Below are 11589 nucleotides of genomic sequence, written 5' to 3' on the forward strand. Positions count from 1 at the left end.
ACTTGCGCAGACGCGGTATAACTAGCAGCACTATGGCGGACATCAAAGTTCCTGTTTTTTCCGAATCGGTCAGCGAGGGTACGCTGCTGACCTGGCACAAGCAACCTGGCGAGGCGGTCAAGCGCGGCGACGTACTGGCCGAGATCGAGACCGACAAGGTGGTGCTGGAGGTCACGGCGCAGGCCGACGGCGTGCTGCAGAGCATTGCCAGGAACGAGGGCGACACGGTGCTCAGCGAGGAGGTGCTGGGGGTGATGGGCGACGCCGGGAGCGCACCCGCTGCCCAGGCTTCTGCCACGAAAGCGACTGAGGAAGAGACGAGCGGCCCGATTCCCGACGAGCAGAGCGCGGGCGGCACCGCCGTCCACCCCGACAGCACCGGCACTCAGCCCGCGGCCCAGGGAACGCAGCGGCGTGAGGACCTCTCCCCCGCCGTCCGCAAGGTGGTGACCGAGAACAATCTGGACGCCTCGCAGATTCCGGCCACCGGCCCGCGCGGCAACATCACCAAGCAGGACGCGGTGGTGGCTGCACAGGGCGGCGGCACCTATCAGGGGCCTCAGTCGGCGGCGGCCCCCGCAGGCCTTCAGCCCACCCAGGAGACGGCGAAGGCCACCCCGGCGCCAGCTACCCCAGCTCCAGCGGCCCAGGCTCCCAGCGGCCCCAGGGCCGAGCAGCGCGTGCCCATGACCCGGATCCGCGCCCGAATCGCCGAGCGCCTCAAGGAAGTGCAGAACACGGCGGCGCTGCTGACCACCTTCAACGAGGTCAACATGCAGCCCAGCATGGACCTGCGCAAGAAGTACCAGGACCAGTTCGTCGCCAAGCACGGCGTCAAGCTGGGCTTCATGAGCCTGTTCGTGCGCGCCGCCACCGAGGCGCTGAAAGCCTTCCCGCTGGTCAATGCCAGCATTGACGGCAAGGACATCATCTATCACGGCTTCTACGACATCGGCATCGCGGTGGCCAGCGAGCGCGGTCTGGTCGTGCCGATCCTGCGCGACACCGATGGCATGAGCCTGGCAACGATTGAGAAAGAAATTGCAGGCTTTGCCGCGAAGGCCCGCAGCGGCAAGCTGACCATGGAGGACATGAGCGGCGGCACGTTCTCGATCACCAACGGCGGCACTTTTGGCAGCATGATGAGCACCCCGATCATCAATGCCCCGCAGAGCGCCATCCTGGGCATGCACAACATCATCGAGCGGCCCATCGCCCAGAATGGTCAGGTGGTGATCGCGCCGATGATGTACCTGGCGCTGTCGTATGACCACCGCATCATCGACGGCAAGGAAGCCGTGCAGTTCCTGGTCATGATCAAGAACCTGCTGGAAGACCCGGCGCGCATGTTGCTGGAGCTGTAAACCGGTCCTGAGTGGCGGCCTCCCTTGTGAAGAAGGGGAGGCCGCCGCTCTTTGCCGGGTTCGTCAGGCTGCTGAAAGGGCCGCACCCCTAAACTTGCCCCATGACGGTCATGCCGGAAACAATGCTACGCGGACGCCTGGGCAGTATCAGCGAGGGCCTCGATCTTCAGGCGAGTTGGGACGGCCAGCACCTGAGCGGGCGGATCGGCAGCTTCACGGCAGGACAGAACATCGTGGTGGGCCTGACGGCGGACGGTCTGGCTGGCCGGGTGGGGGGCTTCACGCGCGGATTTGACCTGCGCGCCGAGGTGCTGGCCGGGGAACTGCACCTGCATCTGGGCGGTGTGGACGGCCCGGACGTTCGCATGGCCTTTACCCCGGACGGGGCCACGGGCCGCTACGGACGCTTTACCGACGGCTTGGACCTCACGCTGCGCCACTACGCGGGCGAGGTCCGCGGGCGCTTCGGTGGATACACCAACGGGACCGACTTCCGTATGGATCTGGGGGACGTGCCGCTGCTATTGGCGGCCATCCTTGCGGTCAGCGCGCTCTGTTTATGGCGGGAGGATGTAGCCTTGACCGCGGCGAGGTAGCCGCATCCTTGCCCGGCTTAGTTCTGACCGCTGTTGCGGTCCTCACGCTGAGTTGCGGCCCTGTGCCGCCGCCCCAGGATCCAGACGGCAGCGGCCACCACCAGACCGACGACGATCACGGTGGAGGCCGGGCCGATGTACTCACCCACCTTGTCGTAATGGTCCCCCAGCAGGTACCCCGCGCCGGTCAGCACGCTGGCCCACAGCGCCGAGCCGATGGCGCTGTACAGCAAGAAGGTGGGCAGCGGCATACCGCTCATGCCTGCCGGCAGGCTCAGCAGGCTACGAATGCCCGGCACCATCCGCCCGAAGAGCACCGCCTTCGGGCCATGGCGGTCAAACCAGTCGTCGGCCTTGCGGATGTCGTCGCCGCTCAGGGCCAGCCACTTGCCATGCTTGTCGGCCCAGGCCACCACCCGCTCCTCGCTGAACACGCGCCCGATGAAGTACAGCGGCAGGGTGCCCACGACGCTGCCCAGCGTTCCCGCCAGCACCACGCCCACAAAGCTGAGGTCACCGCGTGACGCCGCGAAACCTGCCGAGGGCAGAATCAGCTCGCTAGGAATCGGCGGAAACACGTTCTCCAGGACCATTAGCAGCACGATGCCCAGGTAGCCCAGGCTGTCCATCAGGTTTTGAATCCAGTCCACCATCTGCCGCTCAGGCTAATGGCTGCGGGTGAGCGGGACGTCAGCCAAAAGTCAAGGTGCGCGGGGGCTCAAATGCGGGCGGGCAGCTTTTCCAGGTACTTGAAGGGCAGGCTCAGGGCGCTCTCGCCCTGGCGGAAGGCGGCCAGATAGCCGCTGACCGTGCCGCCCGAGCGTTCGACGATGCGCGCCAGCGTCTGGGCAGTGCCGCCGCTGGAGATCACGTCCTGCACGATGGCCACCCGCTTTCCCTTCAGGCGGGCGGCATGCGGGCTGTCCAGCCAGAAAGTCTCGGCCACACCCAGGGTCATGCTGGGTGCGTCCTGGATGATCGGGTCCTGCATGTACGGGCGCCGCTTCTTGCGGACGCACTCGTATGGCAGGCCGCTCTGGTGGCTGAGTTCGTGGGCCAGCGGCAGGGCGTTGGTCACCACCGTCAGCAGCACCTCGGTGCCGTCCGGGATCATGACCAACATCTCACTGGCCACCGCCTTGGTGAACTCGCTGTCCCCGATGAACTCCACCAGCGGCACGCGTCCCATGCTGCCCACCCGCGCGCTGGGCAGGGTCCTCGTCACGCCGCCGATCTTCACGGTCACTTCCTGATTGGCCTGGGTCATGGGCCCAGCTTAGCCCGCCGCAGCGTCCGGGCAGGGCCAGGAATCAGGCCCCCGGAAACAGGGGCAGGTGGCCCAGCGCCGTAACCTCCTCGCGCTCCTCACCCTCGGTGAAGACCGCCAGTACGGCGGCCACCTCGCCGCCTACCTCGTCAATGATCTGCCGCAAGGAGTGCAGGGTGCCGCCGCTGGAGACCACGTCGTCTACGATGGCCACCTTGCGGTTTCGGACCTTGGACACATCGAAACCGTCGAGCACCAGCAACTGCGGAATGCCGGTGGTGATGCTGATCACCTCACGCGCCACCGGTTCCACCATGTAGGGCTTCTGCGTCTTGCGGATCACGATGTACGGCTTGCCGGACTCGCGGCTGATGACGTGCGCCAGCGACAGTGCCTTGACCTCGGGGGTCACCAGCACGTCAATGTCTGCGGGCAGCAGCCGGGCCAGCGCCTTGCCAGCGGCTTCGGTGACCTCGGTGTCGCCCAGCATATTGAACAGCGCCACATTCACGCCTGGAGCGACCTCCACGATGGGCAGTTCACGGGTCACGTCCCCGACCTGTACGGTGTGCGTCTTCACGGGTCCGAGTGTAATGCCCACAGCGGGGTGCAGGCGTCTGCGAAAAGACGCGGGAGCGGGTGCCTTCACCTGAGGACGGCAGGAGGAAACCAATCCCTCGAAGGGGAGGCGGGCAGTTGAGGGTCAGAGGGGCCGACCGCCGATATTCAGAACAGGCGGACTCAGTGGCCAGCCCCAACCCTCATCCCGTCTAGTTCATTGGGAATAAATGACTTGTTTTGTCATCAATAAAAGATTACCTTTCTGGTCGATGATTACCTCGCCTCCCCTCCGCAGCACTTCCGGCCCTGCCCAGACCGATCTGAGCGCGCTGAAGTTCAACCAGTACACGGTGATCGGGGTCACCGTGCTGGCGCTGGTGTCCGGTGTGAGTGTCCTGACCCTACTGCTGGGCGCGGTGATGCTGCTGGGCGCCCTGCGCCCGGAGCTCTCGCCGCTGCGGGCGGCTTACCGAATGTTCGGGCGGCGGCTGGGCCTGAGGCCTGAAGTCGTCGCTGAAGATCCCCGCGCCCACCACTTTGCGCAGGGCGTGGGTGGCGTGTTCCTGATCGCTTCCAGCGTGAGCGTGCTGGCCGGGTTGCCGCTGCTGGGCCTGGGGCTGGGGCTGCTGGTCATCGCCCTGGCGGGCCTGAACCTGAGCCAGAAGATCTGTGTGGGTTGTCTGCTGTACTTCCAGTATCGCCGCCTGCGTCATGCCGTCCTGAGCCGCTGAATCTTCCATCTTCCCCCAATCATGAGGTTCCTTAGCTATGTCCGACATCGAAACCCTGAAAAAAGAACTGCCGCCCTTCCAGATCTTCGACCTGATTCCGCAGTACGCCGCTGCCGGAGCGATTGACCCAGAAAAGATCGACCTATTGAAGTGGGCCGGGGTGTACCCGCAACGCCCCGCCGAGGACGGCTTCCTGATGATGCGCGTCAAGGTGCCCACCGCCGAGCTGAGCAGCGCCGCCCTGCGCGTGATCGCGGGGATCGCCGAGGACTACGGACGCGGGTTGCTGGACGTGACGGACCGGCAGGCCTTCCAGTTCCACTGGCTGCGCATTCAGGACATTCCGGCGATTCTGGACCGGCTGGACACCGTGGGCCTGCACACCCGTGGAGCCTGCGGCGACACCGTGCGCGCCGTGATCGCCTCGCCGCTGGCCGGGCTGGATGCCCGCGAGGTGATCGACGTGCGCCCGATTGCCCTGGCGATGGAAGGCACCTTGAGCGGCAACAATGATTTCCAGGATCTGCCCCGCAAGTTCAAGATCAGCCTGACAGCCACCCCCGAGCTGGAAGGCATCCATCTGGTCAACGACATCGGGTTCCTGGCCCACCGGGTAAACGGGGAAGTGGGCTTCGACGTGTGGGTGGGCGGCGGCCTGGGCGCGGTGGCGCACCTGTCCAAACGCCTGGGCGTCTTTATTCGCCCGGACGAAGTGGTGGAAGTGGGGCGCGCGATTGCCGGGGCATACCGCGATCATGGGTACCGCATCAACCGCAAGAAAGCCCGCCTGAAGTACCTGATCAAGGATCTGGGGGTGGATCGGTTCCGGGAAATCGTGGAGACCGAGTACCTGGGCCGCCCCCTGCGCGACGGTCCCTCGGCCCCGGTGGCCCGCTTCGGCGGCAGCGATGTGCTGGGCGTCAATCCGCAGCATGACGGCCTGAATTACGTGGTGCTGACCACCACCGTCGGACGGATCGACCCCGCCAAGGCGCGCGCGCTGGCCGATCTGGCCGAGCGCTACGGCCAGGGCATGGTCCGGACCACCGCCTTTCAGAACATGATGATCCCGCACGTGCGCACCGAGGACGTGGACGCGCTGGTGGCCGAGCTGCAAAAGCTTGACCTCGCCCCGAAGGCGACACTGCGCGGCACCACCATCGCCTGCACTGGCACGCAGTTTTGCCGTCTGGCCCAGACCGAGACCAAGGCGCGGGTGGCCGGCATGATCGACACCCTGGAACCGCTGCACAGTGACATTGACGTGCCGTTCGTGATCAACCTGACCGGCTGCTCGAACGCCTGCACGCGCTATCAGGTGGCCGATCTGGGCTTCATGGGCGCTCTGCGGGGTGAGGAAGAGGTCTACAACGTCCACCTGGCGGGCAGCATCGGGCAGGCCCAGCGGACGGGCAGCAAACTCAAGGGAATCGTGCCGGCCACCCGGCTGACCGAGTACACCGACCGGGTGCTGAGCGATTTCAAGGCGCACAAGACCGAGGGCGAGAGCTTCGTGGAATACGCGGACCGCATGGGCAATGATCGCTTCCTGCCGGACGTGGTGCTGGCTGGGGAGGAAGCCGAACGGGAACTGGTGGGCGCATGAGCGCCACGCTGGAACGCCCGCCCCGCACTCAGGACGTGGGGACAGGCCGCGTCGTGTGGTTCACCGGCCTCAGTGGGGCGGGCAAGAGCACGCTGGCCGCCGCCCTGCATACGGAACTCGCCACGCGCGGCGTCGCGGTGGAGCTGCTGGACGGCGACGCCGTGCGCGAGAACCTGAGCAAGGGCCTGGGCTTTTCGCGCGAGGACCGTGACACCAACGTCCGCCGCATCGCCTTTGTCGCGGGGCTGCTTGCCAGACACGGCGTGACCGTGCTGGTCAGCGCCATCAGCCCCTACGCCGACACCCGCCGCGAGGTGCTGAGCGCCCTGCCGGATACCCTAGAAGTCTTCGTGGATGCGCCGCTGGACGTCGTCACGACCAGGGACGTCAAGGGTCTGTACCTCAAGGCCATCGCCGGTGAGATTCAACACTTCACGGGGGTCAGCGATCCATATGAGGCCCCGCAGACACCGGACCTGCACCTGCGAACGGATCAGATCAGCGTGCAAGATGGGGTGCAGGCGCTGCTACGGGCGCTGGGAGAAGGATGACGGCGGGCGCGAGATTGGGTGCGGATCACCTGCCGCCCCTGCCCCACCCACAGGACGAGCGCGAATCCAGGACACAGCAGACCGATCACCTGCTGACCTGGGCCATTGGGACCCACCCCGATCTGCTGATGCCCAGTGCGTTCAACCTGAATGGAATCGTGCTGATTGATCTGGCGGTGCGGGCGGGCTATCGGGGGCAGGTGGTGTTCGTGGATACGGGCTACCACTTCCCTGAGACCCTGCAAACCCGTGACCGGCTGGCGGCCCGCTACCCGCAACTGGAATTCGTGACGCTGAACGCGGGGGCGTCGCCGGACGATGGCCGCACGCCGCCGGAGCTGTACGCGGCAGATCCGGATGCCTGCTGCGCGGCCCGCAAGGTGGCCCCACTCCAGGAGTATCTAAGCCGCAGGAACCCATCCGCCCTCCTCAATGCCCGCAGCCGCGATCAGGCCGTCACCCGCGCCCAGATTCCGTTTGTCGAGGAAGGCGGCGCACGCATCAAGATTAATCCACTGGCCGAGTGGACGCGCCAGGAGCTCGAGGCCTACGCCACTGCCCATGATCTGCCGGTCAATCCGCTGTACGCCGACGGTTTTCTTTCGGTGGGCTGCTGGACCTGCACCCGCGCTGTGCGCCCTGGTGAGGACGCCCGCGCCGGGCGCTGGGCGGGGCGGGGCAAGACAGAATGCGGTTTGTGGGCCGGTGACGGCAAGCTGTGATCTTTTTTATTGACCAATAGTTGAGTCTTTTCATCCACTTTCTATACTGTCCTGGAGAACTTGCATGCCCACCCTGCCCCTTCCCGTGACCACCCTACCCACCCCGCTGGGCGGGACCTTGATCCATCAGGTGAACCGCGTGGCCGAGGCTGACCTGCGGGGTCTTCCCCGCCTGGAACTGTCCGAACGTAGCGCCGCCGATCTGGAACTGCTGGCGACGGGGGCGTACTCGCCGCTGACCGGCTTTCTGGGCGAGGCCGATTACCTGAGCGTGATCGAGCATCTTCGCCTGGCCGACGGCACCCCCTGGAGCCTGCCCATCACGCTGCCGGTGGGGCGCGCCGAGGCCCGTGACCTGCGGGGCCGCGTCGTGCTCACCCGTGATGGCGTGGGCGTGGGTCTGATCGACGTGCAGGAGCAGTTCGAGGCCCGTAAACAGTGGGAGGCCCTCGAGGTCTACCGCACCGAGGAGGTGGCCCACCCCGGTGTGGCGGCGCTGTACGCCCAGGGCGAGATCAATCTGGCCGGGCCGGTCACGCTGTTCGAGGTGCCGCGCGGGGCCTTCCCCCAGCACCACCGCACGCCCGCCGAGGTCCGCGCCGTGATCGAGGCGCGTGGCTGGCAGACCACGGTGGCCTTCCAGACCCGCAACCCGATCCACCGGGCCCACGAGTACCTGCATAAGGTGGCGCTGGAACTCGTGGACGGTCTGCTGCTGCACCCGCTGGTGGGCACCACCAAGGGGGACGACGTCCCTGCGGACGTGCGTGTGGAAGCCTACGAGGTGCTGCTGGAGCGTTATTACCCCCAGGCCCGCACCCTCCTGAGCGTGTACCCCGCAGCCATGCGCTACGCCGGGCCCCGCGAGGCGATCACACACGCGCTGTCGAGGCGCAACTACGGAGCCACCCATTTCATCGTCGGACGCGATCATGCGGGCGTGGGCAGCTATTACGGCACCTACGACGCTCAAGAGATATTCGGCGCCTTTACCGCCGAGGAGCTAGGCATCCGCATCCTGAAGTTCGAGCACACCTTCTACTGCCAGTCCTGCGCCCAGCTGGTCAGCCCCCGAACCTGCCCCCACGGCGCGGCGCACCACTTGGTCCTGAGCGGCACCAGGGTCCGCGAGAAGCTGCGGGCAGGCGAGAATCTCCCCCCCGAATTCAGCCGTCCGGAAGTGGCCGAGGTGCTGCGGCGGGCGTATCGGGCGTCCGGGAATTGACCCACTCCAGCAGCCCCGTGGAGTTCAGAAAAAACGCGAAAAGGCCCACCGTACGAACGCTGCACGGTGGGCCTTTCTGAGCGCTGCTCCATTCAGTACAGCTTGTCCAGTACCTCGTCCTTCATCACGAAGCTGTTGTCTCTGGTGGGGAACTCGCGGGCGCGCACCTCGGCGGCGTAACGCGCGATGGCCTCGCGGGAAATCTGGCCCACCTCGGCGTAGCGCTTGGCAATCTTCTTTTCCTCGCCCTCGTAGACGCCCAGCAGGTCATGCGTGACCAGCACCTGCCCGTCGCAACCCACGCCCGCGCCGATGCCGATGGTGGGGATGGTCAGCCTCTCACTGATCAGTCTGGCGAGGCGGGCGGGAATAACCTCCAGCACCAGGGCGAACGCGCCTGCCGCCTCCAGCCCGTGCGCGCCCTCCAGGGTGGCACGGGCGCTGGCGTCGTCCTTGCCCTGCACCTTCAGGCCGCCCTGCGCGGTAGCGGTCTGGGGCATCAGACCCACATGACCCATCACCGGAATGCCGTTGCGGGTCAAGGTCTGCACCACGCTCAGGATCTCGGGCGAGGCCCCCTCCATCTTGATGGCATCCGCCCCCGTCTCCTGGATGACACGCACGGCGTTTCGCATGGCGTCCTGCACCCCCGTGTGATACGTGCCGAAGGGCAGATCCACCACCATGAACGTGTCCGGCGCACCCCGGCGCACCGCGCGGGCATGGTGAATCATGTCGGCCAGCGTGACTGGCGCAGTGGAGTCGTAGCCCAGCACCACGTTGCCCAGGGAATCGCCCACCAGGATCAGGTCCACCCCGGCGGCCTCGGCGTGGCGGCCACCCGGATAGTCGTAGGCGGTGACCATCACCAGCGGCAGGGCTGAGTGCTGAAGTTCGGGAAGACTACGCTTCATAGGGGGCAGGGTAGCAGGGAGGCGCTGATGCATGGGGACCGCGCCGCCAAGTCTGCGGCGTGTAGGAGAAGACCCACATATCTTGCCCACTGCGACTGACGACTGCCCGTTAACCACCCTGCCACTCGCACGCGCCTACAATGCCCTTCATGAGTGATCTTCTGAGCGGCTGGACCCCGGCCCCCCCCGGCCACAAGCATGTGGTCAGCGTCAGCCTGGGCAGCAGCAAACGCAACGCGCGCGAGGAAGTCACGCTGCTGGGCCAGCCGTTCATCCTGGAGCGGATCGGCACCGACGCCGACGCGAAAAAAGCCGCAGAGCTGTTTGGGGCGCTGGACGGCAAAATTGATGCCTTCGGCCTGGGCGGCGCGGATCTGTACGTGATCGCGGACGGCAAACGCTACCAGTTTGGCAACGTCAGGAAGCTGGTGGCCAATGCCAAAAAAACCCCCGTGCTGGACGGCAGCGGCCTCAAGAACACGCTGGAGCGTGACGCGATCGCCCAGCTCGATCCGCTGCTGAACTGGCGCACCCAGAAGGTACTGATGGTGTCCGCCGTGGACCGTTTCGGCATGGCAGAAGCGCTGGCGCAACACGGCGCAGACATCGTGTTCGGGGACGTGGTGTTCGGGCTGGGCATCGACCGGCCTCTGCGCTCGCTGGCAGCGTTACGGAACGTGGCCCGCCTGGTGTTGCCTGCCATCACCAAGTTGCCACAGGACTGGTTCTACCCCACGGGTGCCAAGCAGGAAACCAGCGTTGAGGGCAAGGGCACCAAATATTACGCCTGGGCTGACGTGATCGCCGGAGACACCCACTATGCCAAGCGTTACGCTCCCAAACGGCTGGAGGGCAAGACCATCCTGACGCAGACGATCACCGAGGCGGACCGCGCCTGGATGTCAGAGCACGGCGTGGCCCGGCTGATCACCACGACGCCGCGCATGGGCAGCCGCAACTTCGCCACCAACGTTCTAGAAGCGTGTTTCGTCGCCATGAGCGGCAAGAAAGAGGCGCTTAGCGAGGACGAGTACCTGAAATACATCCGGGAAGTGGGCTTCAAGCCGGAAGTCAACGAACTCTAGGCCTGAAGGTCATTCGGGAAACACCCCAGTTTCTTCTCTTGGCATAGAGGGAGAGGAATGGCGCTGAGCCAGTCTGTTGGGTCTGGCGGGAAGGGGGTGTTTCCGCCTCTACAACCCACTCCGGCACCCTTCTACAGATGATCCACTCTGTATCCGATGGCCTCTGGCAGCCATGGGACGGCACTGGCCACGGTCTTCAAGGCACACGCCGTTCATCGTCCGCGCTTAGGATGGCGGGCATGATTCACGGTGAGCGATGAACAGGAAAGCATGGTTGCTGGCCGCTGCTCTAGCCCTGTCGTCAGGCTCTGCACTGAGCCAGGCAGCACCGCCGCTTCCCAGGCCTCTGCTGAGCGGCAGCACTTCCGGGCTGGGCTGGGCCATCTACGCAGGCGGACTGAGGGGGGCCGACCTGCAGGAAGACGGCCAGAGCCTGCGCCTGGGTGCTCCGGTGGGGGCCAGCGTCCTGGGCACCCGGTATGACGCGGCCAGGAAAACAGCCCTGCTGACCTACCGCGTACCGGGAGGGTTGGGTGCCCGCAGCGCGCTGGCTTTCGCCACCAATCAATTGCAGCTTCAGGGCTTCGATCTACGGGAACGTACTTTCAAAGACGCCAACAGTGCGAGCGCCACGCTCAGCCGTGAGGGACGGAAGATCGAGATTCAGATTACCCGTAGGGATGGAGGCGACCTTCAAGTGCTCTACGGATTTTCAAAAGAGTGAACTGGATGGATAAGTCCAATGAAAGCATCACAGTCAAATTCCTGTTTTAAAGAAAAATTCAAAGCTTCACTGTGTTGTTTTATGAGTGACTATGACAGAAAGATCAAATGGAAATTCGTCTATAGACATATCCGGGGCGTCGGTTACCTCTCTAAATAATATTTTTCAAGCAACTTTTGTCAAATTTAAAGAAGCATTGGGTATTAGATCTATTGTTATTACAACTAAAAATTAAGAAACTGT

General features: G+C 65.0%; 13 protein-coding genes. 9 read left to right on the plus strand and 4 right to left on the minus strand.

Features of this window, described 5'->3' with window-relative positions; genetic code table 11:
* The first annotated feature begins 32 nt into the window (after window positions 1–32).
* Together odhB and HNQ08_RS11800 are read left to right on the plus strand one after the other, a co-directional pair.
* Window positions 33–1364 (plus strand): 2-oxoglutarate dehydrogenase complex dihydrolipoyllysine-residue succinyltransferase, encoded by a 1332-nt coding sequence (odhB, locus tag HNQ08_RS11795; protein ID WP_184131997.1) that lies wholly within the window; start codon window positions 33–35, stop codon window positions 1362–1364.
* Window positions 1365–1465: 101 nt separating this feature from the next.
* Window positions 1466–1960 (plus strand): hypothetical protein, encoded by a 495-nt coding sequence (locus HNQ08_RS11800; protein ID WP_229789912.1) that lies wholly within the window; start codon window positions 1466–1468, stop codon window positions 1958–1960.
* 17 nt (window positions 1961–1977) lie between these two features.
* On the opposite strand, the gene HNQ08_RS11805 is transcribed toward HNQ08_RS11800, so the two are convergent.
* From HNQ08_RS11805 to HNQ08_RS11815, 3 genes are all read right to left on the minus strand, one after another.
* Window positions 1978–2613: a DedA family protein gene (locus tag HNQ08_RS11805; protein WP_184132000.1), complete on the minus strand. Its 636-nt coding sequence runs from the start codon at window positions 2611–2613 to the stop codon at window positions 1978–1980.
* Between the two features lie 65 nt (window positions 2614–2678).
* Window positions 2679–3227: a phosphoribosyltransferase family protein gene (locus HNQ08_RS11810; protein WP_184132002.1), complete on the minus strand. Its 549-nt coding sequence runs from the start codon at window positions 3225–3227 to the stop codon at window positions 2679–2681.
* A 43-nt stretch (window positions 3228–3270) separates the two neighbouring features.
* Entirely contained in the window at window positions 3271–3807 is a 537-nt protein-coding gene (locus HNQ08_RS11815) for a phosphoribosyltransferase family protein (protein WP_184132004.1), read from the minus strand.
* A 250-nt stretch (window positions 3808–4057) separates the two neighbouring features.
* Here HNQ08_RS11815 and HNQ08_RS11820 point away from each other — a divergent pair, with 250 nt between their 5' ends.
* The 5 genes from HNQ08_RS11820 to sat all read left to right on the plus strand — a co-directional run bounded on the left by HNQ08_RS11820 (window position 4058) and on the right by sat (window position 8623).
* On the plus strand, window positions 4058–4519 hold the full coding sequence (locus HNQ08_RS11820) for a DUF4395 domain-containing protein (protein WP_184132006.1): 462 nt from the start codon (window positions 4058–4060) through the stop codon (window positions 4517–4519).
* 37 nt (window positions 4520–4556) lie between these two features.
* Entirely contained in the window at window positions 4557–6125 is a 1569-nt protein-coding gene (locus HNQ08_RS11825) for a nitrite/sulfite reductase (RefSeq protein WP_184132008.1), read from the plus strand.
* Window positions 6122–6676, plus strand: coding sequence for an adenylyl-sulfate kinase (gene cysC / locus HNQ08_RS11830; protein ID WP_184132010.1), 555 nt, complete (start codon window positions 6122–6124; stop codon window positions 6674–6676). Before HNQ08_RS11825 ends, cysC begins: the two co-directional genes overlap by 4 nt.
* Entirely contained in the window at window positions 6673–7398 is a 726-nt protein-coding gene (locus HNQ08_RS11835; RefSeq protein ID WP_184132012.1) for a phosphoadenylyl-sulfate reductase, read from the plus strand. Before cysC ends, HNQ08_RS11835 begins: the two co-directional genes overlap by 4 nt.
* A gap of 64 nt (window positions 7399–7462) precedes the next feature.
* On the plus strand, window positions 7463–8623 hold the full coding sequence (gene sat, locus HNQ08_RS11840) for a sulfate adenylyltransferase (protein WP_184132014.1): 1161 nt from the start codon (window positions 7463–7465) through the stop codon (window positions 8621–8623).
* A gap of 92 nt (window positions 8624–8715) precedes the next feature.
* Here sat and panB read toward each other — a convergent pair whose 3' ends face one another.
* Window positions 8716–9537, minus strand: coding sequence for a 3-methyl-2-oxobutanoate hydroxymethyltransferase (gene panB, locus HNQ08_RS11845; protein WP_184132016.1), 822 nt, complete (start codon window positions 9535–9537; stop codon window positions 8716–8718).
* A 149-nt stretch (window positions 9538–9686) separates the two neighbouring features.
* Between panB and HNQ08_RS11850 the strand changes: the two genes are divergently transcribed.
* Both HNQ08_RS11850 and HNQ08_RS11855 read left to right on the plus strand, forming a co-directional pair.
* Window positions 9687–10622, plus strand: a complete 936-nt coding sequence (locus HNQ08_RS11850; RefSeq protein ID WP_184132018.1) for a quinate 5-dehydrogenase — start codon at window positions 9687–9689, stop codon at window positions 10620–10622.
* A 256-nt stretch (window positions 10623–10878) separates the two neighbouring features.
* The gene (locus HNQ08_RS11855) at window positions 10879–11346 is read left to right on the plus strand and encodes a hypothetical protein (RefSeq protein WP_184132021.1); all 468 of its coding nucleotides are present in this window, start codon (window positions 10879–10881) and stop codon (window positions 11344–11346) included.
* The last annotated feature ends 243 nt before the right edge of the window (window positions 11347–11589 follow it).

The organism is Deinococcus humi (assembly GCF_014201875.1).
Lineage (GTDB): Bacteria > Deinococcota > Deinococci > Deinococcales > Deinococcaceae > Deinococcus > Deinococcus humi.

What these genes read in the sequence shown, in the direction of transcription:
- HNQ08_RS11835 (WP_184132012.1), top strand. Translation starts at nt 6,673, where the DNA reads ATGACGGCGGGCGCGAGATTGGGTGCGGATCACCTGCCGCCCCTGCCC.
- HNQ08_RS11820 (WP_184132006.1), top strand. Translation starts at nt 4,058, where the DNA reads ATGATTACCTCGCCTCCCCTCCGCAGCACTTCCGGCCCTGCCCAGACC.
- HNQ08_RS11805 (WP_184132000.1), bottom strand. Translation starts at nt 2,613, where the DNA reads ATGGTGGACTGGATTCAAAACCTGATGGACAGCCTGGGCTACCTGGGC.
- HNQ08_RS11825 (WP_184132008.1), top strand. Translation starts at nt 4,557, where the DNA reads ATGTCCGACATCGAAACCCTGAAAAAAGAACTGCCGCCCTTCCAGATC.
- HNQ08_RS11810 (WP_184132002.1), bottom strand. Translation starts at nt 3,227, where the DNA reads ATGACCCAGGCCAATCAGGAAGTGACCGTGAAGATCGGCGGCGTGACG.
- odhB (WP_184131997.1), top strand. Translation starts at nt 33, where the DNA reads ATGGCGGACATCAAAGTTCCTGTTTTTTCCGAATCGGTCAGCGAGGGT.
- HNQ08_RS11800 (WP_229789912.1), top strand. Translation starts at nt 1,466, where the DNA reads ATGACGGTCATGCCGGAAACAATGCTACGCGGACGCCTGGGCAGTATC.
- HNQ08_RS11850 (WP_184132018.1), top strand. Translation starts at nt 9,687, where the DNA reads ATGAGTGATCTTCTGAGCGGCTGGACCCCGGCCCCCCCCGGCCACAAG.
- panB (WP_184132016.1), bottom strand. Translation starts at nt 9,537, where the DNA reads ATGAAGCGTAGTCTTCCCGAACTTCAGCACTCAGCCCTGCCGCTGGTG.
- HNQ08_RS11855 (WP_184132021.1), top strand. Translation starts at nt 10,879, where the DNA reads ATGAACAGGAAAGCATGGTTGCTGGCCGCTGCTCTAGCCCTGTCGTCA.
- cysC (WP_184132010.1), top strand. Translation starts at nt 6,122, where the DNA reads ATGAGCGCCACGCTGGAACGCCCGCCCCGCACTCAGGACGTGGGGACA.
- sat (WP_184132014.1), top strand. Translation starts at nt 7,463, where the DNA reads ATGCCCACCCTGCCCCTTCCCGTGACCACCCTACCCACCCCGCTGGGC.